We start from the raw sequence: 19,644 nt of genomic DNA, 5'->3' as shown, positions 1-19,644 counted from the left end.
ACCGGCGGTTCCGCCGGCGCCACGGCTCGCCCCGGCTTCCCGCCGCACCCGGCCTCTGCCGCCTCGCCGGCCGACGGCGACCCGCACGGCGAGCCCGGAGCCTTCGTGGGGGCCGGACGCGTGTTTCCGCGCCCCGGCGCCGACGGCCGCACCACCGCTGTCGCGGGGACGGCCTGGAGCAGTGTGCCCGCGTGGTCCGGCCCCGATGGTCCGGCCGGCGGCGGGGACACCCAGGAGGCGGCGGCCCGGCGGCCCGCGTCCGGTGCGGCGCCCGATCCCGCGCTGTCCTGGAACGCCTTCAGGCTGCCGGGCGACAGATACGGCGAGCAGCAGCGGCCCCGAAGGGGCCGGATACGGCCGAGAGCCGCCGTGGCGGCGGTCTGTGTCGTGCTGGGGCTCGGGCTCATCGGCGGCGCCGTGGCCGGGAGCCGGCTCACCGGAGAGCCGGCCGGGACCGGTGGAACGAGCGGCTTCGCCGCCGCCGGCACCCTGTGGCACAGCGTCCCCGTCGACCAGCTCTTCCCTCCCACCGTGGAGGGCCGCGGTGCCGGCCCCGGCGGAGCCGACCGCACCTGGACCCGGATCGCGGTCGCACCCGACAGCGGCTGCGAGGGCGCCTTCGACCCGCCGCTGCGCAAGGTCCTCGCCCCCGTCGGCTGCGCCCGTCTGCTGCGCGCCACCTACACCGACGCCACCCAGAGCTACGTCACCACGGTCGGCCTGCTCTTCACCGAGGCCGACGCCCCCGCCATGCGCTCCCTCGCCCTGCGCTTCAAGAACGAGCGACTCGCCCGTCGCACCGATCTCATGCCCCGCCCGTACGCGGCCAAGGGGACCGCCGCCGAGGCCTTCGGCGACAAGCAGCGGGCGTCCTGGACCATCTCCGTGCTGACCGAGGCCCCCGTGATCGTCTACGCCGTCTCCGGCTGGGCCGACGGCAGGACGGTCGACGCCCCGCAGCCCGCCGCCGAGGCGAGGGAGGCCGGCGCCACCACGGCCCCCGCCCAGGCCGGCCTCGGCCACGAGGCCCAGGGCCTGGCCGACCGCATCGGACGGGGGTTGCGCAGAACCGTCAAGTCGGCCACGGAGAAGCCCTCGTGAAAACCGTCGCGACCTCCCGTACTCCGGCCTCCCGCACGGCCCGCAGAGCCGGCGTCCTGAGCGTGCTCCTCGCCGCCTGCCTCGCTCTCGTCCCGCCCACGGCCGCTCACGCCGACGGCATCCGCGCCCAGCAGTGGGGCCTGGACGCCCTGCGCACCGAGGAGGTCTGGCGCACCACCAAGGGCGAGGGCGTGACCGTCGCCGTCCTGGACACCGGTGTCGACGCCGACCACCCCGACCTCGCCGGCAACGTCCTGCCCGGCAGGGACCTGGTCGGCTTCGGGGCACGGCCCGGCGACCGCACCTGGGCCCGCCACGGCACCGCCATGGCCGGCATCATCGCCGGTCACGGCCATGGCCCCGGCAAGGCCGACGGTGTCATGGGCGTCGCCCCGGAGGCGAAGATCCTGCCCGTCCGCGTGATCCTCGAGGACGGCGACCCCGCCCGCGCCAAGGCCCGCACCACCCGCGGCAACGCGCTGGCCGACGGCATCCGCTGGGCCGCCGACCAGGGCGCCGACGTCATCAACCTCTCCCTCGGCGACGACTCGGCCTCCGCGCACCCCGAGCCCGCCGAGGACGAGGCCGTCCAGTACGCGCTGAGCAAGGGCTCCGTGGTCGTGGCCTCGGCCGGCAACGGCGGGGAGAAGGGCGACCACATCTCCTACCCGGCCGCCTACCCGGGCGTGATCGCCGTGACCGCCGTGGACCGCTACGGCACCCGCGCCTCCTTCTCCACCCGCCGCTGGTACGCCACGGTCAGCGCGCCCGGTGTGGACGTCGTCATAGCCGACCCCGACCGCAGGTACTACGAGGGCTGGGGCACGAGCGCCGCCGCCGCCTTCGTCTCCGGCGCCGTCGCCCTCGTCAAGTCCGTCCATCCGGACCTCACCCCCGCCCAGATCAAGAAGCTCCTGCAGGACACCGCCCGCAACGCCCCCGTCGGCGGCCGTGACGACTCCCGCGGCTTCGGTCTCGTCGACCCCGTCGCCGCCATCAAGGCCGCCGACCGGCTCGAGCCGCGGGACCTGCGGGCGGCCTCCCACACCGGCAAGTACTTCGGCCCCGGCCCCGAGCCGGCCGCCCCGGACGGCGGCGCCTCCGACTGGGCCGGCCCTCTCGTCGGCAGCGCCGGGGGAGTGCTGCTGGTCGTGGCGGCCGTTCTGTGGCGCGGGCGCCGCGAGGACGGGGACGGCCTCCGGCCCCATGACCCCGGCGGCTTCCGGTTCCGGTCCTCCGGCGGATTCCCGTCCCGCGGGGACTTCTAGGCACTTTTTGCCCCGCGGACTTCTAGGAACGCAGCGGCTTCCAGCCCCGTGGCGACACGCTCCCGCGGAGCACCGACACCGCCTCCCGCGCCACTGCCTCGACCAGGGCGATGCCCTGCTCCTTCGTCGCGTGGCCGTGCGACAGCACGGCCACCAGGCAGTCACGGCCGCCGGACGTCACCCGGCCGATGCTGTTGACGATCCACAGCCCGGTCGTACTGCGCGGCAGCCAGCCGTTCTTCAAGGCCCACGCGGAGCCGTCGGCCGCGGCCGACACCCCCCAGTCCTGGCCCGCGACGATCCGGCTCATCAGCCCCTGGACATACCTTTGCGCCTCCTCGCCCAGCCGTGCGTCCCCGCCGAACACCTGCCGCAGCAGAACGAGCTGGTCAGTGGCCGTGGTCCGGGTCAGACCCCACAGCGTGCCGTCGCCACCACGGGTGTTCCCGAGCCCGAACCGCCCGTTCGCCGCGTCCAGCCCGTCCGCCCCGCCGATGCTCCGCCACAGCGCCGACGCCGCGTCGTTGTCGCTGTGCTCGATCATGGCGGCGGCGTACGCCCGCTCCTGCGCCGTCAGCCGCCGCCCCGCGTCCTGGGCCTGGAGCAGCAGTGCCGCCAGGATGCCGACCTTGACGACGCTCGCCGTCTCGTGCACCCCGTCGCCGCGTACGAAGCCCTCCCCGGAGCCGAGGTCGCACACCGCTGCCGACATCACCGCGGACCCCGCCGCCCCTGCTTCCACCGCCGCCTCCCGGAGAACGCCGGACACCCTGCCGATAGGGTCGGGGATCGTGGCCAAGAAGAACATTCCCCCCTCCCCCTTCGCCGACGACGACGGTTCCCCCGACCCCCGGCTGAGCGCGGCGCTCGCGGCCTGGGCGGAGGACCGCACCGCCGTGGAACCCGTCCTGGAGGCGCTCAAGGACACCCGGCTCCTCGTCCCCGTCGTGGCCGTCCTCGGCGAGGTGGAGGAGGACGAGAACGGGTTGCGCCGTGAGAAGACCAGCGAGATGGCCGTCCCCACCCTGAAGGCCGGCCACCGCACCGCCCTGCCCGCCTTCACCTCCACCGACTCCCTGGCCCGCTGGGACCCGAAGGCCCGCCCCGTGGCCGTCCACCTGCACCAGGCACTGGAGGCCGCCGCGCGCGAGAAAGCGGACACCGTGGTGCTGGACATGGCCGGACCGGTGCCGTTCGAGCTGACCGGGCCCGCGCTGATCGCCCTCGCCGAGGGCCGCACGACGACGGATCCGCTGGCCGACCCGGCCGTGATCGACGCCGTACGGGAGATCGTCGCCGCCGAGCACGCCGTGCTGCGCGCCCACCTCGGACCGGGACGGGCCGACGGCACCCTCGCCGTCGTCCTCGACCCGTCCGTCACCGACGCTCCCGCCGAGACCGTCCGCGCCCTCGCCGAGCGGCTCGCCGCCAGCGACACACTGAGGGCCCGCCTGGTGCGCGGCCTCGACCTGGCACTGCTGCCGGCCGGGACCACGCCGCCGGGCGAGCCCTTGTATGTGAAGGAGTGAAGCAGGGAAGAGGTGCGCAGAGGCGCGTGAGGGAGTGAAGGGACGGGAACGCCGGGCGGCGGCGGGTCAGCCGTGGACCGGCCCGGGTCAGCCGTAGACCGGCCCGGTGTACTTCTCGCCCGGGCCCTGGCCCGGCTCGTCCGGGACGAGCGACGCCTCGCGGAACGCCAGCTGCAGCGACTTCAGACCGTCCCGCAGCGGTGCCGCGTGGAAGGAGCTGATCTCGGTCGCGCTCGCGTCCAGCAGTCCGGCGAGCGCGGTCACCAGCTTGCGCGCCTCGTCCAGGTCCTTGTACTTGTCGCCCTCCTCGGTCAGCCCGAGCTTGACGGCGGCGGCGCTCATCAGATGGACGGCGACCGTCACGATCACCTCGACCGCCGGAACCTCGGCGATGTCGCGGGTCATGGCGTCGAAGTCGGGGGTCTGGGCGGTCTCGGGACGCTCGGAGGGGGTTTCACTCATGCCCCACACCATAGGGGCAGGGCGGACGTCCGCCCTCATCAAGCCCTGTCCCGTTCCGATTGGTCGTTCCCCCTTGCAGCTGCTAGCCTTGTGTGACGACCGGTCGGATGCGTCCGCCGCACGGCATATGAACGAACATATGAGCGTGCGACACGAGTCCGGCCCACAAGTGGAGGCTTCGAACTCCCACCTGACCGCCTTCCGGGGCGGCGGGTCACCGGTCAGGCGGTCCCGCCCCAGAACAGTGGCAAGCCGCCCGAAAGCGCGCCCCGCGGTCTCGCGGCGGTTGCTCCGGTAGGTTCGAGGAGCTCCGCCTGTGATCGTCCGGGGCATTTTTTCTGCTTCGGCGCGGTTAGGTCTAACGAATCACGAGGTACGCGACTGTCCGCCAGACCGTCGCGTGGTGCTACCGAGGAGGATCCATCAGCGCCGAGCCCCGCATCAACGACCGGATTCGCGTTCCCGAGGTGCGACTTGTCGGTCCCAGTGGCGAGCAGGTCGGCATCGTGCCGCTTGCGAAGGCACTGGAGCTTGCGCAGGAGTACGACCTGGACCTGGTCGAGGTCGCGGCGAACGCCCGTCCGCCCGTGTGCAAGCTCATGGACTACGGGAAGTTCAAGTACGAGTCGGCCATGAAGGCCCGTGAGGCGCGCAAGAACCAGGCGCACACGGTCATCAAGGAGATGAAGCTCCGGCCGAAGATCGACCCGCACGACTACGACACCAAGAAGGGTCACGTCGTCCGGTTCCTCAAGCAGGGCGACAAGGTCAAGATCACGATCATGTTCCGTGGTCGCGAGCAGTCCCGGCCCGAGCTGGGCTACCGGCTGCTGCAGCGGCTCGCGGAGGACGTCCAGGACCTCGGGTACGTGGAGTCGAACCCGAAGCAGGACGGCCGCAACATGATCATGGTTCTCGGTCCGCACAAGAAGAAGACCGAGGCCATGGCCGAGGCCCGCCAGGCGCAGCAGGCCCGCAAGGCCGGGCGTCAGGGTCGTGGCGCAGCCTCCCGGCGGGGGGCGTCGTCCGAGGAGCCTGCCGAGGCGTGATCTCGGGACGCGCGTCCCAAGATGTAACCGATACAAGAGCGACGCTCCACTGTGCCCGGTTTCTCATGACCGGGCACCGGAGCGCACCTACGAGGAGAGAACGGCGCTATGCCGAAGAACAAGACGCACAGCGGTGCCAGGAAGCGTTTCAAGGTCACCGGCTCCGGCAGGGTGCTCCGTGAGCGCGCCGGCAAGCGCCACCTGCTCGAGCACAAGTCGTCCCGTGTGACGCGTCGTCTCACCGGCAACGCCGAGATGGCCCCGGGCGACGCCAAGAAGATCAAGAAGCTTCTCGGCAAGTGACACAGCGGCGCGTGATCCGCTGATCCCACGCGCCCCACGTCAGAACCGGGACCCAGTCGTTTCCGGGCCGTGTGACCACCGCCACGGCCCCGCTACAAGGAGTTGAACAAGTGGCACGCGTCAAGCGGGCAGTCAACGCCCACAAGAAGCGCCGGGCGATTCTCGAGCAGGCTTCCGGCTACCGCGGTCAGCGCTCGCGTCTGTACCGCAAGGCCAAGGAGCAGGTCACCCACTCGCTGGTCTACAACTACAACGACCGCAAGAAGCGCAAGGGCGACTTCCGTCAGCTGTGGATCCAGCGCATCAACGCCGCCGCCCGCGCCAACGGCATGACGTACAACCGCTTCATCCAGGGGCTGAAGGCCGCGAACATCGAGGTCGACCGCAAGATCCTGGCCGAGCTGGCCGTCAACGACGCGAACGCGTTCGCCGCGCTCGTCGAGGTCGCGCAGAAGGCTCTGCCGAGCGACGTCAACGCGCCCAAGGCTGCGTGATCGCCGCGTCGGCTCCCGGCCGGCGCGACCGAAGGGACCCGTGGGCTGTGCCCGCGGGTCCATTGCGTGTCCGCAGCGTGATGCCCGGATTTGTTCGGCACCGCCCGAAACCGCCGTGCCGGCCGAGCACCGCCGCGGTGGAAGACCAGCGAAGGTGAAGCCTCCATGCCCCCCGCCACTCCCGATCTCATCTCCCCCCGCTCGGCCCGGGTCCTGGCCGCGCGGCGCCTGGCCAAGCGGAACTTCCGGGGGAAGGAGCGGCTGTTCCTCGCCGAGGGCCCCCAGGCCGTACGGGAGGCGGTGACGCACCGGGCGGCGGACGGCAGCGCCACCCTCGTCGAGCTGTTCACGACGGTTGAGGCGGCCGGGCGGCACGCGGACATCGTGGAGGAGGCCCGCGCCGCCGGCACCCGGATCCACCTCGCCGCCGACAGCGTCATCGCGGACATCGCCACCACGGTCACCCCCCAGGGGATCGTCGGGATCTGCCGGTTTCTCGACACGCCGTTCGAGGAGATCCTCGCCGCCAGGCCCCGCCTGGTCGCCGTCCTCGCCCATGTGCGCGACCCCGGCAACGCCGGCACCGTCCTGCGCTGCGCGGACGCCGCCGGAGCGGACGCGGTCGTCCTCACGGACGCCTCCGTCGACCTCTACAACCCCAAGGCGGTGCGGGCCTCCGTCGGCTCGCTGTTCCACCTGCCCGTCGCCGTCGGCGTCCCCGTCGAGCGGGCCGTCGAGGGCCTCAGGGCCGCGGGCGTACGCGTCCTGGCCGCGGACGGCGGAGGCGACCGGGACCTCGACGACGAGCTCGACAAGGGCACCATGGGCGGACCCACCGCCTGGGTGTTCGGCAACGAGGCCTGGGGCCTGCCCGCACACGTCCGCGACCTCGCCGACGCCGTCGTCCGCGTCCCCATCCACGGAAGGGCCGAGAGCCTGAACCTCGCGACCGCCGCCGCCGTATGTCTCTACGCATCGGCCCGCGCACAGCGCGCCCGCGGCGGATCCCGCTCCGCCGCGGAAAGCCGGAGAAGCCGGGAGAGCTAGTAAGGTGACCCGTTCGGGGGCCCTCTGCACCGGCTGAGAGGTGGAGCACGGGGATGAGTGTCGGTACCAGCAGCACACCGGGCACGCACGAGACGCGACGCCCGCCCGCACCCCGGCACGGTGACCCGACCGGACTCGGCATCGACCCCGACGACCTGCCCGACGGCCTGGTCGTCGCCGACGAGCACGGGCGTGTCGTCTGCTTCAACGCCGCCGCCGCCCGGATCACCGCCGTCCCCGCCGAGAAGGCCCTCGGACAGCCCCTGGAGAAGGCGCTGCCCTTAGAGGACCTCGAGGGACGGCGCTGGTGGCAGCTGACCGACCCCTACGGCGGCCTGGCCATCCGCACCGGCCAGCCCGAGCGCAACCTCCTGCTGCACGGCGGCCGGGAGGTCCTCGTCTCGGCGAAGTACGTCCGCACCCGCCCCACCGGACCCGTCCGCCGCGTCGTCGTCACCCTCCGCGACACCGAGGCCCGCCGCCGCACCGAGCGCAGCCACGCCGAGCTGATCGCCACCGTGGCGCACGAACTGCGCTCGCCGCTGACCTCCGTCAAGGGCTTCACCGCGACTCTGCTGGCCAAGTGGGAGAAATTCACCGACGACCAGAAACGGCTGATGCTGGAGACCGTCGACGCCGACGCCGACCGCGTCACCCGGCTCATCGCCGAACTGCTCGACATCTCCCGCATCGACTCCGGCCGGCTGGAGGTGCGCCGCCAGCTCATCGACATCGGCGCCGCGGTCGGCCGGCACGTCCAGGCGTACGTCTCCGCCGGCCAGCCCGCCGACCGGTTCCTGGTCCGCATCGAGCAGCCGCTGCCCGAACTGTGGGCCGACCCGGACAAGATCGACCAGGTGCTGAGCAACCTCATCGAAAATGCCGTGCGGCACGGCGAGGGAACCGTCACCATTGACGTCATGCCCGCACCGTCCCCCCGCGAGGGGGACGGCACCGGGAAGACCGCCACATCGGTCACGGTGTGCGACGAGGGGCCCGGAATCCCGGAGGAGTTCATGAACCGCGTCTTCACCCGCTTCTGGCGGGGCAGCAAGCGGGGCGGCACGGGCCTCGGGCTCTACATCGTCAAGGGCATCGTCGAGGCCCACGGCGGTGTCATCACGGTCGGCCGCGCCCCCGGCGGCGGCGCGCAGTTCCGATTCGTTCTGCCCGTGGGCACCCCGGCGCACCTGCTCTGAGCGGTCCGCCGAGGCCCCACGGGCGCCTTCGCCTTCCTCCGCCCCGTTAGACTCGGCCAATGGCACCTTTGCGTCCGGTTCCGTGGACGAACGAGATTGTCTCCGGGCCGTGAACGGGGCAGCCCAGCCAATCGGAAGCACGGGAAGAGATGTCGGCACCCAACAAGTCGTACGACCCTGTCGAGGTCGAGGCGTTGAAACCGGAAGAGATCGAGCGCATGCGGGACGAGGCGCTCGCCGCCTTCAGCGCCGCGGACTCCCTCGACGCGCTCCACGAGGCCAAGGTCGCCCACACCGGCCCCGCCTCCCCGCTGGCCCTCGCCAACCGCGAGATCGGCGCCCTGCCCCCGCACGCCAGGGCCGAGGCGGGCAAGCGCGTCGGCATGGCCCGCGGCGCGGTCAACAAGGCGCTCGCCGCCCGCCAGGCCGAACTGGAGGCCGAGCGGGACGCCCGCGTGCTGGTCGAGGAGGACGTCGACGTCACACTGCCGTACGACCGCGTCCCGGCCGGCGCCCGTCACCCGCTGACCACGCTCTCGGAGCGCATCGAGGACATCTTCGTGGCCATGGGCTACGAGGTCGCCGAGGGACCCGAGGTCGAGGCCGAGTGGTTCAACTTCGACGCCCTCAACATCGGCCCGGACCACCCGGCCCGCGGTGAGGCCGACACCTTCTTCGTCCAGGGCCCGGGCGACGGCACCGACTCCGGCGTGGTGCTGCGCACCCACACCTCGCCCGTGCAGATCCGCTCCCTGCTCGAGCGCGACCTGCCGGTCTACGTCATCTGCCCCGGCCGCGTGTACCGCACCGACGAGCTGGACGCCACCCACACGCCCGTCTTCCGCCAGGTCGAGCTGCTCGCCGTGGACGAGGGCCTGACCATGGCCGACCTCAAGGGCACCCTGGACCACATGGTGCAGTCGCTGTTCGGCGAGGGCGTGAAGACCCGGCTGCGGCCGAACTTCTTCCCCTTCACCGAGCCGTCCGCCGAGATGGACATGGAGTGCTACGTCTGCCGCGGCGAGTCCGTCGGCAACCCCGACCGGCCCTGCCGCACCTGCTCCTCCGAGGGGTGGATCGAGCTCGGCGGCTGCGGCATGGTCAACCCGCGGGTGCTCACCGCCTGCGGTGTCGACCCGGAGAAGTACAGCGGCTTCGCCTTCGGGTTCGGCATCGAGCGGATGCTGATGTTCCGCCACAACGTCGAAGACATGCGAGACATGGTCGAGGGTGACGTTCGGTTCACCCGGCCGTTCGGGATGGAGATCTGATGCGGGTCCCGCTTTCCTGGCTGCGGGAGTACGTCGACCTGCCGGCGACCGAGACCGGGCGCGACGTCCAGGCCAAGCTCATTTCGGCCGGTCTGGAGGTCGAGACCGTCGAACAGCTCGGCGCCGACATCAAGGGGCCGCTCGTCGTCGGCCAGGTGCTGACCATCGAGGAGCTGGAGGGCTTCAAGAAGCCGATCCGCTTCTGCACCGTCGACGTCGGACAGGCCAACGGCACCGGCGAGCCACAGGAGATCGTCTGCGGCGCCCGCAACTTCACCGTGGGCGACAAGGTCGTGGTGGTCCTCCCGGGCGGTGTGCTGCCCGGCGGCTTCGAGATCAGCGCCCGCAAGACCTACGGCAAGGTCTCCCACGGCATGATCTGCTCCAGCGACGAGCTGGGCATGGGCGACGACGGCAGCCAGGGCATCATCGTGCTCCCCCCGGAGACCGAGGTCGGCGCGGACGCGATCGAGCTTCTGGAGCTGGTCGACGAGGTCCTCGACATCGCCGTCACCGCCAACCGCGGCGACTGCCTGTCCATCCGCGGCGTCGCCCGGGAGACCGCCATCGCCTACGGTCTGCCGCTGCGCGACCCGGCCCTGCTCGACGTCCCCGCCGCGAACGACTTCGGCTACCCGGTGCGGGTCGACGACCCGCTCGGCTGCGACCGCTTCACCGCCCGCACGGTCTCCGGCCTCGACCCCGAGGCGCGCTCCCCGATCTGGCTGCAGCGCCGCCTGCAGAAGGCCGGCATGCGCCCGATCTCGCTCGCCGTCGACGTCACCAACTACGTGATGCTGGAGCTGGGCCAGCCGCTGCACGCCTACGACCGCGCCCGCGTCCAGGGCACGATCGGCGTGCGCCGGGCCAAGGAGGGCGAGGAGATCACCACCCTCGACGGCGTCAAGCGCACCCTGCACGCCGAGGACCTGGTCATCACCGACGAGCGCGGGCCGATCGGCCTCGCGGGCGTCATGGGCGGCGCCCACACCGAGATCGACGACACCGAGGGCACCACCACCGACGTCGTCATCGAGGCCGCCCACTTCGACCCGGTCTCCGTCGCGCGCACCGCCCGCCGCCACAAGCTGACCTCCGAGGCCGCCCGCCGCTTCGAGCGGGGCGTCGACCCGCAGGCCGCCGCGGCCGCGGCCCAGCGCACGGTGGACCTGCTGGTCCTGCTCGCGGGCGGCACGGCCGACGCCGGCGTCACCGAGGTGGTCACCCCCTCCGCGCCGCGCACCATCACCGTGCCGGCCGACCACCCGGACAAGGTCGCGGGCGTCGTCTACGGCCGCGAGACCGTGGTCCGCCGGCTGCAGGAGATCGGCTGCGACGTCTCCGGGCAGGACGAGCTGACCGTCACGGTCCCGTCCTGGCGGCCCGACCTGGCGGACCCCAACGACCTGGCCGAAGAGGTCATCCGCCTGGAGGGCTACGAGAACCTGCCCTCCACCCTGCCCAGGCTCCCCTCGGGCCGCGGACTGACCCGCCGGCAGCGGCTGCACCGCCGGGTCGGCCGCGCGCTGGCCGGGGCGGGCTATGTCGAGACGCCGACGTACCCGTTCCTCGCCGAGAAGGTCTTCGACCAGTTCGGCCTGGACGCCGACGACCCCGCCCGCCGCGTGGTCCGGCTGGTCAACCCGCTCAGCGACGAGGAGCCCGCGCTGCGGACCATGCTGCTGCCGGGCCTGCTCGGCGCGCTGCGCCGCAACGACGGCCGCGGCAGCCACGATCTGGCGCTGTTCGAGACCGGTCTGGTCTTCCACCCCCGCGAGGAGCAGCGGACCGCCGCCCGGCTGCCCGTCGACCGGCGTCCCACCGACGAGGAGCTCGCCGGTCTGGCCGCCGCACTGCCCGAGCAGCCGCGCCATGTCGCCGTCGTCCTCGCCGGTGCCCGTGAGCAGACCGGCTGGTGGGGCAAGGGCCGCCCGGCCGACTGGGCCGACGCGGTCGAGGCCGCCCGGATCGTCGCCCGCGAGGCCGGGGCCGGCCTGACCGTCCGCAAGGGGGCGTACGGGCCGTGGCACCCGGGCCGCTGCGCCGAGCTCACGGTCGTCGTGGACGGCACCGAGCAGGTCGTGGGCCACGCGGGCGAGCTGCACCCGCGGGTGCTCAAGACGCTCGGACTGCCCGCGCGCACCTGCGCGATGGAGCTGAACCTCGACCTGCTGGAGCGGGTCGGCAACGACCTCCCGCAGGCGCCGGGCATCTCCACCTTCCCGGTCGCCACCCAGGACGTCGCCCTCGTCGTCGACAAGGCGGTCCCGGCCGCCGACGTCGAGGCCGCGCTGCGCGAGGGTGCCGGGGAGCTCCTGGAGTCCATCCGGCTGTTCGACCTCTACGAGAACGCCGAGCAGCTCGGCGAGGGCCGTAAGTCCCTGGCCTACGCACTGCGTTTCCGCGCGCCCGACCGCACCCTGACGGTCGACGAGGCGTCGGCGGCCCGTGACGCGGCGGTGGCGCTGGCCGCCGAGCGCACGGGAGCGGTGCTGCGGAGCTGACGTGCGCGGAGCCGGTTCCCGCGGGAACCGGCTCCGGCGAGCGGCGAGGACCGCGAGTGTACCGCCGGCCGCCCGCGCGCGGCCCGGGACAGGGGGAACGGGGAACCACACGCCCCGGGCCGAGCGCGGTGACCGGGCCGCCGCACTGCTTCGAGGGGGGAGCCGGCGGCCCGGCCGGCCTCTTGGAGGAGGTATTCCAGTCAAACAGGCCGGAACTCTCCGCGACAGCGCGCACACGGTACGAAACCGGGTGCTTCGTTCACACCCCGTGTGAACGCGGACGCACTACAGTGGCGCCACCGAGTCACCCGGGGGCACCCATGCAGCCCAACACCTTGCTCGACGCGATCCTGGACGAGGCCGGGATCTCGCACGCGGGCCTGGCGGCGCGCGTCAACCAGGCGGGGCAGAAGCGCGGACTCGTCCTTCGGTACGAACACACCGCGGTGGCCCGGTGGCTGAAGGGCCAGCGGCCACGCGGCCAGGTACCCGACCTGATCTGCGAGGTGCTGTCCGCCCGTCTGCACCGGCCGGTCACGCTCGACGACATCGGCCTGGGCGTGCCGGGCGAGTCGCCCGCCCCGCACGGAACCTCCCTGTCCGGCTTCGTCGAGCGTGCCACCGCCCTGTGGCGCTCCGACGAACAGCGGCGTCCCCATGTCCTGGGCGCCCCCACCCTGTCCGGCACCTCCGCCGTCATGCCGGTGTGGGAGTGGGAGAACCCGCCCGAGGACACGGACGTCTCGCGCGGCGGCCCGCGCCGGGTCACCCCGGGCGACATCGAGATGCTGCGCGCCGCCCGTACGCACTACGAGCAGATGTACCGCAGGGCCGGCGGCATCGCGACCCGCGGCCGGGTCGTCGGTTTCCTCAACGCCGAGGCCGCCCCGCTGCTGCGCGGCAGCTACAGCGACGCCACCGGCCGCCAACTCCACCGGGCCACCGGCGCCCTGGTGGCGATCGCGGGCATCTGCGCCTACGACTCCGACGCGCACGGTCTCGCCCAGCGCTACTTCCACCAGGCGCTCAGACTCGCGAAGGCCAGCGGGGACCGGGGACTGGGGGCGTATGTGATGGCGCTGCTGGTCAACCAGTCGCTGTTCCTGCGGGAGTACCGCCAGGCCGTCGCCTTCGCCGAGACCGCGCTGCGCGCCGCCGACCGGCACATCACGCCCGCGCTCGCCTCCGACCTGTACGCGATGCAGGCCAAGGCGTACGCCCACCTCGGCGAGAGCACGAACGCGCTGTCCCGCATCCACCGGGCCGAACGGGCCGCCGAACGCATCCGGCGCGGACACGAACCCGATGAGACCGGCTACGTCCAGCCGGGCCTGGTCAACGTCCAGGCGGCGGAGGCACTGCTCAACCTCGGCGAGCTGGAGGCGGCGCAGAAGCACGCGACGGCCGCCGTGGACACTCCGGCGCACGACCGCGGCCGGGTCCACCGCCTCGCCCTGCTCAGCACGATCGAACTGCGCCGGGGCAACGCCGACAAGGCGGTGGCCGCCGCGATGCGGATGGCCGAGCAGGCCCGTGGCATGGAGTCCCAGCGGGTGCGGGACAGACTGCGCGCGGTCCGTGAGCAGCTGGTGCACAGCGGCTGCTCCGGCACGGCGGAGGCGGCCGAAATGATCGACGGGGCACTGCGCGTGCCGCTGTGACGACCCCGCCGTGCCTCCGGGCGGCTCCCCGTGCGCCTGCTGTGAGACCGCTCCGGCTTGCGATAGTGCCGCTGACCCGGACGGAAGGTGGCGCAGCCGTGCAGTGGACGAAGCAGAGCGAACAGACCGTGTACGCCAACCGCTGGTTCACCGTCAGCCTCGCGGATGTCGGGCTGCCGGACGGCCGGCACCTCGACCACTTCCTCATCCGGCTGCGGCCGGTCGCCGCGGCCACGGTGGTGAACGAGGCGGGCGAGGTCCTCCTGTTGTGGCGCCACCGCTTCATCACCGACAGCTGGGGCTGGGAGCTCGCGGCGGGCGTCGTCGAGGAGGGCGAGGACATCGCGGCGGCCGCCGCCCGGGAGCTGGAGGAGGAGACCGGCTGGCGGCCCGGTCCCCTGCGCCATCTGATGAGCGTGGAGCCGTCCAACGGCCTCACCGACGCCCGGCACCACATCTACTGGTCGGACCGGGGCGAGTACGTCGGACACCCCGTGGACGACTTCGAGTCCGACCGCCGCGCATGGGTGCCCCTCGAACGGGTCCCCGACCTGGTCGCCCGCGGTGAGGTCCCGGCCGCCGGCATGGCGGCGGCGCTGCTGCTCCTGCACCACCTCAGGCTGAGATGACGGCCGGGCACGGACGCGGTCGGGGACGCGCTCAGTCGCAGGTCACTGGTGGGCCGCTCAGCTGTAGGTGTAGAAGCCCGAGCCGGTCTTGCGGCCCAGCCGGCCGGCCTCCACCATCCGCTGGAGCAGCGGGGGAGCGGCGTACAGCGGCTCCTTGTACTCCTCGTACATGCTCTGCGCCACCGAGGCCACCGTGTCCAGGCCGATCAGGTCCGACAGCTTCAGCGGCCCCATCGGGTGGGCGCAGCCCAGCTCCATGCCGTTGTCGATGTCCTCGCGGCTGGCGATGCCCGACTCGAACATCCGGATCGCGGAGAGCAGGTAGGGGATCAGCAGCGCGTTGACGATGAAGCCGGAGCGGTCCTGGGCGCGGATCGCGTGCTTGCCGAGCACCTTCTCGGCGAACAGCTGCGCCCGGCTCAGCGTGTTCTCGGAGGTGGTGAGCGCCGGGATCAGCTCGACCAGCTTCTGCACCGGGGCGGGGTTGAAGAAGTGGATGCCGATCACCTGGTCGGGCCGCGCGGTGGCGACCGCCAGCTTCACCAGCGGGATCGAGGAGGTGTTGGAGGCCAGGATCGCGTCCGGCCGGGTCACCACCTGGTCCAGGACCTGGAAGATCTCCGTCTTGACCTGCTCGTTCTCCACGACGGCCTCGATCACCAGATCGCGGTCGGCGAACTCGCCGAGGTCGGTGGTGAAGTGCAGCCGTGCCTGCGTCGCCTCCCGTTCCTCCTCCGTGATCTTGCCGCGCTCGACGGCCTTGGCCAGGGAGTTGAACAGCCGGGTACGGCCGATCTCCAGGGCCTCACCGGTGGTCTCGGCGACTCGCACGTCCAGGCCGGCCCGGGCGCACACCTCGGCGATGCCCGAACCCATCTGGCCGCAGCCCACCACTCCGACGCGTTCGATGTCCGTCACGATGTCCGTCACATCGTCCCCTTCGCTGATCTACGCGTGGGGCAGGCGGCCTCTGGTTCGGTGCCTGCTCCGATCGTGCACGTTACCCCTGCGGCACCCCCGATCGGTCGACCGGGTCGGGCATGCTGGCCCGGTGCGCGATCCGTGACGGAGCGGATCCAGGACGTTGCGGGGTGGTCCGGGTGGAGCGAGTGACACGACGGACGTTCACCGTCGCCGCACTGTCGGCCCTGACGCTCACCGCGGGCACGGCCACCGCGAGGGGAGGACCGCAAGGGCCCGCGGACGCCCGCGGCCGGAGCACGGTCACCGAGATGCGCGGCATGTGGCTGGCCACCGTGGACAACCGCGACTGGCCCTCGCGTGCCGGGCTGAGCGCGGCCCGGCAGTACAGCGAGCTGATCGCCCTGCTCGACACGGCGGTGCGCTGCCGGCTCAACACGGTGATGTTCCAGGTGCGCCCGACCGCCGACGCGCTGTGGCCCTCGCCGTACGAGCCGTGGTCGCAGTACCTGACCGGAGTCCAGGGCAAGGACCCCGGCTGGGACCCGCTCGGCACCGCCGTGCGGGAGGCGCACGCCCGGGGCCTGGAGCTGCACGCCTGGTTCAACCCGTACCGGATCGCCCGCCACACCGACCTGTCCCGGCTGACCGCCTCCCATCCGGCCCGCAGACACCCCGACTGGGTGGTCGCGTACGGCGGAACGCTCTACTACAACCCCGGTCTGCCCGCCGTGCGGGCCTTCGTGCAGCAGGCGATGCTCGACGCGGTGCGCGCATACCCCGTGGACGGCGTCCACTTCGACGACTACTTCTACCCGTACCCGGTGGCGGGCCGGCTCTTCGACGACGACGCCGCCTACGCCCGCCACGGCGGGGGCTTCCCGGACCGGGCCGCCTGGCGGCGGGACAACATCGACCGTCTGGTCCGGGAGATGGCCGAGGCCGTCCGGAGGATCCGGCCCGGCGCGCAGTTCGGGATCAGCCCCTTCGGGGTGTGGCGCAACGCCTCGAGCGACCCGCGCGGCTCGGACACCCGGGCGGCCGTCCAGGCCTACGACGACCTGCACGCGGACACGCGCACCTGGGTCGAGGAGGGCTGGATCGACTACGTCGTCCCGCAGCTGTACTGGAACATCGGCTTCCCCGCCGCCGACTACGCCACCCTGCTGCCCTGGTGGGCCGGGGTGGCCCGGGGCAGCCGGACGAAGCTGTACGCGGGAGAGGCGCTGTACAAGGCGGGCGACCCGGCCCAGGGCCCGGCCTGGCAGGACCCGGAGGAGCTGTCCCGCCACCTCGCGTTCGCGGCCGGGTACCCCGAGGTGCGCGGCCATGTGTTCTTCGCCGGGACGGAGGTCATGGCCGACCCGGCGGGTGCGATGGCGCGGGTGGCCGCCGGCCACTACCGGCAGCCGGCGGACCCCCCGCACTGATCAACGCTTTTCGTGTTCCTTCCGGCGGACGACCTGGCAGTCGGGGCCGGGGGACATCACGGCCTCGTGCCCGTCCGGAAAGCGGACGCGGTAGGGCGGGTTGCCCTCCCGGCCCAGTACTTCGACGACTTCGGAGATCTGGTCGCGCTGGCCGACCACCCTGCCGTGCTGAACAAGCCGGTCGCCCACGGATGCACGCATCTGCGGGACCTCCTCACCGTGTGCGGGGGCAGCGATCTTCGGTTGTCGGACCCGTGCGCGGGGCGCGGGCGGATCAGCCGCGCGCCCGCTGGGTGACGGCGATGCAGATGAGCACGGCGACGGCCGTCAGCGGGGCGGCCGCCGTCGGGTGCTCACCGAGCAGCAGCACCGACCACACCAGTGTGAGCAGCGGCTGGGCCAACTGCAACTGGCTGGCCTTCGGAATGCCGATGGCCGCCATGCCCCGGTACCAGAGGACCAGACCGAAAAACTGCGAGCCCGCCGCGACCCACAGCAGCCCGGTGACGCTGTGCACGCTCAGGTGCACCGGTTCGTACGCCAGCGCGAGCGCCGCGCCGGGCACGGTGAGCGGCAGACAGAGCACCAGCGCCCAGCCGATGACCTGCCAGCCGGGCATGACGCGGGCCAGCCGGCCGCCCTCGGTGTAGCCGGCGGCGCAGATCAGCAGGGCACCGAAGAGACAGCCGTCGGCGGCGACCAGGGCGCCTCCGCTCTGCTGCACGGTGAAGCCGACGACGGCCGCCGCGCCCGCCAGCGCCGCCCCCCAGAACGTGCGCGAGGGCCGGGAGCCGACGCGCAGCGCGGACAGCAGCGCCGTGGTCAGCGGCAGCAGGCCCACGACGACGGCGGCGTGCGCGGTGGTGGAGGTCTGCAGGGCGAGCGTGGTGAGCAGCGGAAAGCCGAGGACCACCCCGGCACCCACGACCGCGAGCCCGGGCCAGTGGCGGCGTGCGGGCGGGGGGACACGCAGCGCCAGCAGGCAGCCGCCCGCGAGGACGGCGGCGAGCACGCTGCGCACGGCCACCAGCGACCAGGGACCGAAACCCTCCAGACCCCAGGCGGTGGCCGGGAAGGTCAGGGAGAAGGCGATGACACCGAGGGCGGCCTGGAGAAGGCCGGCGGGGGAGGGGCCCGGGGCGGCCACCGCTATTGACACGTGAGGAGTAGCGCTACTCTGTGTTCTCATGCAACAGCGTAGCAGTGTCGACGAGCTCGCCCGACAGCTGCGACAGGAGCTGAAGCGCTATCCACCGGGTGGAAAGCTCCCGTCGAGCCGGGCCCTTGTCGAGCGCTACCGGGTGAGCCCTGTGACCGTCTCGCGGGCCCTGGCGCAGCTGGCGGCCGAAGGCCTGGTGGTCACCCGGCCCGGGGCCGGCGCGTTCCGCGCGGCGCGACGCCCGCCGGCCGCGCCCGCCGGCGACACCTCCTGGCAGGAGGTCGCGCTCAGCGCGGACGGCGCCGCCGACCTCGTACCGCGCACGGTGGACGCCTCCGGCGTCACGGTCTCGCTCGCCGCACCGCCCCCGGGCGTGATCGAGTTCAACGGCGGCTATCTGCACCCCTCCCTCCAGCCCGAGCGGGCCATGGCCGCGGCGCTCTCCCGCGCGGGCCGCCGCCCAGGAGCCTGGGGGCGGCCACCGCTGGAGGGGCTGCCGGAGCTGCGCGAGTGGTTCGCGCGGAGCATCGGCGGGCCGGAGGGCACCGTCACCGCCGCCGAGGTCCTGATCACCGCCGGCGGCCAGTCCGCGCTCACCACCGCCCTGCGGGCGCTCTCCCCGCCCGGCGCCCCGGTGCTGGTCGAGTCGCCCACCTATCCGGGCATGCTGGCCATCGCCCGGGCCTCCGGACTGCGGCCCGTGCCCGTGCCGGCCGACGCCGACGGGGTGAGACCGGAGCTGCTCGCCGACGCGTTCCGGGCGACCGGAGCCCGTGTGTTCGTCTGCCAGCCCCTGTTCCAGAACCCCACCGGGGCCGTTCTCGCCCCCGAGCGGCGCGCACGGGTGCTGCGGACCGCCCGCGAGGCCGGCGCGTTCGTCGTCGAGGACGACTTCGTGCGGCGGCTCGCGCACGAGGACTCCGGCCCCCTGCCGCCCCCGCTCGTCGCCGACGACCCGGACGGAGTCGTCGTCCACGTCGGCTCGCTGACCAAGGCCACCTCGCCCAGTTTCCGGGTGAGCGCGCTGGTCGCCCGCGGCCCGGTCCTGGAACGGCTGCGCGCCATCCAGGTCGTCGACACCTTCTTCGTGCCGCGGCCCTTGCAGGAGGCGGCCCTGGAACTGGTCGGCTCACCCGCCTGGCCGCGGCATCTGCGCACCCTCGCCGCCGAGCTGAGAAGCCGCCGCGACGCGATGACCGCCGCGCTGCGGCAGCACCTGCCCGACCTCGCGCTCGCGCACATCCCCTCCGGCGGCTACCACCTCTGGCTGCGCCTGCCCGACGGCACGGACGAGTCCGCCCTGACCGCCGCCGCCCTGCGCACAGGAGTCGCCGTCGCTCCCGGCCGCCCCTACTTCAGCGCCGAACCCCCGGCGCCCCATCTGCGGCTGAGCTTCGCCGCGGTCGCCGGCACGGCCGAGATCACCGAGGGCGTACGGCGTCTGCGCACGGCCTGCGAGGAGGTGCGTGCGCGAGGGGGACGAGGAAGGTGAGAGGGGAGAGGGAGACCAAGGAGGACCGCCGTCCGCCGCCGGCTTCCCCGGTCCCGGACCGGGCAGATATCGGCACATGTGCCGGACATATGACGACTGCGTCGGTGAACCCTGAGTAACCTCAT

The 19,644-nt window shown here is 72.9% G+C and carries 19 protein-coding genes; 14 read left to right on the top strand and 5 right to left on the bottom strand.

What is annotated here, in order from left to right:
• Window positions 1-303 precede the first annotated feature (303 nt).
• Entirely contained in the window at window positions 304-1,101 is a 798-nt protein-coding gene (locus tag ABD224_RS23530) for a hypothetical protein (protein ID WP_344053139.1), read from the top strand.
• Complete coding sequence (gene mycP, locus ABD224_RS23525; protein WP_425581039.1) at window positions 1,098-2,369, top strand: type VII secretion-associated serine protease mycosin; 1,272 nt, start codon at window positions 1,098-1,100, stop codon at window positions 2,367-2,369. The genes ABD224_RS23530 and mycP overlap by 4 nt, the downstream gene beginning before the upstream one ends.
• A gap of 22 nt (window positions 2,370-2,391) precedes the next feature.
• On the opposite strand, the gene ABD224_RS23520 is transcribed toward mycP, so the two are convergent.
• Entirely contained in the window at window positions 2,392-3,177 is a 786-nt protein-coding gene (locus ABD224_RS23520) for a serine hydrolase (RefSeq protein ID WP_344053127.1), read from the bottom strand.
• Between ABD224_RS23520 and ABD224_RS23515 the strand changes: the two genes are divergently transcribed.
• Window positions 3,161-3,898 carry an SseB family protein gene (locus tag ABD224_RS23515; RefSeq protein WP_344053125.1) on the top strand — a complete coding sequence of 246 codons (738 nt, stop codon included), beginning with the start codon at window positions 3,161-3,163 and terminating at the stop codon, window positions 3,896-3,898. The two genes, ABD224_RS23520 and ABD224_RS23515, sit on opposite strands and share 17 nt — an antisense overlap.
• Window positions 3,899-3,985: 87 nt before the next feature.
• On the opposite strand, the gene ABD224_RS23510 is transcribed toward ABD224_RS23515, so the two are convergent.
• The gene (locus ABD224_RS23510; protein ID WP_344053123.1) at window positions 3,986-4,360 is read right to left on the bottom strand and encodes a DUF1844 domain-containing protein; all 375 of its coding nucleotides are present in this window, start codon (window positions 4,358-4,360) and stop codon (window positions 3,986-3,988) included.
• Between the two features lie 365 nt (window positions 4,361-4,725).
• Here ABD224_RS23510 and infC point away from each other — a divergent pair, with 365 nt between their 5' ends.
• From infC to ABD224_RS23465, 9 genes are all read left to right on the top strand, one after another.
• Window positions 4,726-5,409 carry a translation initiation factor IF-3 gene (gene infC, locus ABD224_RS23505; protein ID WP_344053135.1) on the top strand — a complete coding sequence of 228 codons (684 nt, stop codon included), beginning with the start codon at window positions 4,726-4,728 and terminating at the stop codon, window positions 5,407-5,409.
• A 108-nt stretch (window positions 5,410-5,517) separates the two neighbouring features.
• Complete coding sequence (gene rpmI, locus ABD224_RS23500; protein ID WP_067394986.1) at window positions 5,518-5,712, top strand: 50S ribosomal protein L35; 195 nt, start codon at window positions 5,518-5,520, stop codon at window positions 5,710-5,712.
• Window positions 5,713-5,822: 110 nt separating this feature from the next.
• Window positions 5,823-6,206 carry a 50S ribosomal protein L20 gene (gene rplT / locus ABD224_RS23495; protein WP_344053120.1) on the top strand — a complete coding sequence of 128 codons (384 nt, stop codon included), beginning with the start codon at window positions 5,823-5,825 and terminating at the stop codon, window positions 6,204-6,206.
• Window positions 6,207-6,371: 165 nt separating this feature from the next.
• Window positions 6,372-7,253: a TrmH family RNA methyltransferase gene (locus ABD224_RS23490; RefSeq protein ID WP_344053118.1), complete on the top strand. Its 882-nt coding sequence runs from the start codon at window positions 6,372-6,374 to the stop codon at window positions 7,251-7,253.
• Between the two features lie 53 nt (window positions 7,254-7,306).
• Window positions 7,307-8,452, top strand: a complete 1,146-nt coding sequence (locus ABD224_RS23485) for a sensor histidine kinase (RefSeq protein ID WP_344053116.1) — start codon at window positions 7,307-7,309, stop codon at window positions 8,450-8,452.
• A 149-nt stretch (window positions 8,453-8,601) separates the two neighbouring features.
• A complete protein-coding gene (gene pheS / locus ABD224_RS23480) occupies window positions 8,602-9,723 on the top strand; it encodes a phenylalanine--tRNA ligase subunit alpha (RefSeq protein WP_067394998.1) in 1,122 nt (373 codons plus the stop codon).
• Window positions 9,723-12,227 (top strand): phenylalanine--tRNA ligase subunit beta, encoded by a 2,505-nt coding sequence (gene pheT / locus ABD224_RS23475; protein WP_344053113.1) that lies wholly within the window; start codon window positions 9,723-9,725, stop codon window positions 12,225-12,227. Before pheS ends, pheT begins: the two co-directional genes overlap by 1 nt.
• Window positions 12,228-12,547: 320 nt before the next feature.
• On the top strand, window positions 12,548-13,888 hold the full coding sequence (locus ABD224_RS23470; RefSeq protein ID WP_344053111.1) for a tetratricopeptide repeat protein: 1,341 nt from the start codon (window positions 12,548-12,550) through the stop codon (window positions 13,886-13,888).
• 98 nt (window positions 13,889-13,986) lie between these two features.
• Window positions 13,987-14,517: an NUDIX hydrolase gene (locus ABD224_RS23465; protein WP_344053109.1), complete on the top strand. Its 531-nt coding sequence runs from the start codon at window positions 13,987-13,989 to the stop codon at window positions 14,515-14,517.
• A 57-nt stretch (window positions 14,518-14,574) separates the two neighbouring features.
• On the opposite strand, the gene ABD224_RS23460 is transcribed toward ABD224_RS23465, so the two are convergent.
• The gene (locus tag ABD224_RS23460; protein ID WP_344053133.1) at window positions 14,575-15,435 is read right to left on the bottom strand and encodes a 3-hydroxybutyryl-CoA dehydrogenase; all 861 of its coding nucleotides are present in this window, start codon (window positions 15,433-15,435) and stop codon (window positions 14,575-14,577) included.
• Window positions 15,436-15,617: 182 nt separating this feature from the next.
• Between ABD224_RS23460 and ABD224_RS23455 the strand changes: the two genes are divergently transcribed.
• Window positions 15,618-16,868, top strand: coding sequence for a glycoside hydrolase family 10-like protein (locus ABD224_RS23455; RefSeq protein WP_344053107.1), 1,251 nt, complete (start codon window positions 15,618-15,620; stop codon window positions 16,866-16,868).
• Here the strand turns inward: ABD224_RS23455 and ABD224_RS23450 are convergent, their stop codons facing one another.
• Both ABD224_RS23450 and ABD224_RS23445 read right to left on the bottom strand, forming a co-directional pair.
• Window positions 16,869-17,069 carry a DUF1918 domain-containing protein gene (locus tag ABD224_RS23450; protein ID WP_067395011.1) on the bottom strand — a complete coding sequence of 67 codons (201 nt, stop codon included), beginning with the start codon at window positions 17,067-17,069 and terminating at the stop codon, window positions 16,869-16,871.
• A gap of 73 nt (window positions 17,070-17,142) precedes the next feature.
• Complete coding sequence (locus tag ABD224_RS23445; RefSeq protein WP_344053102.1) at window positions 17,143-18,057, bottom strand: DMT family transporter; 915 nt, start codon at window positions 18,055-18,057, stop codon at window positions 17,143-17,145.
• On the opposite strand from ABD224_RS23445, the gene ABD224_RS23440 reads away from it, so the two are divergent.
• Window positions 18,056-19,519: an aminotransferase-like domain-containing protein gene (locus ABD224_RS23440; RefSeq protein ID WP_344053100.1), complete on the top strand. Its 1,464-nt coding sequence runs from the start codon at window positions 18,056-18,058 to the stop codon at window positions 19,517-19,519. The genes ABD224_RS23445 and ABD224_RS23440 overlap by 2 nt on opposite strands.
• The last annotated feature ends 125 nt before the right edge of the window (window positions 19,520-19,644 follow it).

This window comes from Streptomyces thermoalcalitolerans (assembly GCF_039525155.1).
Lineage (GTDB): Bacteria > Actinomycetota > Actinomycetes > Streptomycetales > Streptomycetaceae > Streptomyces > Streptomyces thermovulgaris.
This window is presented reverse-complemented; position numbering and strand designations above follow the sequence as displayed.

Coding starts and splice junctions, on each gene's coding strand:
- rpmI (WP_067394986.1), top strand. CDS start 5,518: ATGCCGAAGAACAAGACGCACAGCGGTGCCAGGAAGCGTTTCAAGGTC.
- ABD224_RS23470 (WP_344053111.1), top strand. CDS start 12,548: ATGCAGCCCAACACCTTGCTCGACGCGATCCTGGACGAGGCCGGGATC.
- ABD224_RS23445 (WP_344053102.1), bottom strand. CDS start 18,057: ATGAGAACACAGAGTAGCGCTACTCCTCACGTGTCAATAGCGGTGGCC.
- ABD224_RS23440 (WP_344053100.1), top strand. CDS start 18,056: ATGCAACAGCGTAGCAGTGTCGACGAGCTCGCCCGACAGCTGCGACAG.
- ABD224_RS23485 (WP_344053116.1), top strand. CDS start 7,307: ATGAGTGTCGGTACCAGCAGCACACCGGGCACGCACGAGACGCGACGC.
- pheS (WP_067394998.1), top strand. CDS start 8,602: ATGTCGGCACCCAACAAGTCGTACGACCCTGTCGAGGTCGAGGCGTTG.
- pheT (WP_344053113.1), top strand. CDS start 9,723: ATGCGGGTCCCGCTTTCCTGGCTGCGGGAGTACGTCGACCTGCCGGCG.
- ABD224_RS23520 (WP_344053127.1), bottom strand. CDS start 3,177: ATGTTCTTCTTGGCCACGATCCCCGACCCTATCGGCAGGGTGTCCGGC.
- ABD224_RS23510 (WP_344053123.1), bottom strand. CDS start 4,360: ATGAGTGAAACCCCCTCCGAGCGTCCCGAGACCGCCCAGACCCCCGAC.
- ABD224_RS23450 (WP_067395011.1), bottom strand. CDS start 17,069: ATGCGTGCATCCGTGGGCGACCGGCTTGTTCAGCACGGCAGGGTGGTC.
- ABD224_RS23490 (WP_344053118.1), top strand. CDS start 6,372: ATGCCCCCCGCCACTCCCGATCTCATCTCCCCCCGCTCGGCCCGGGTC.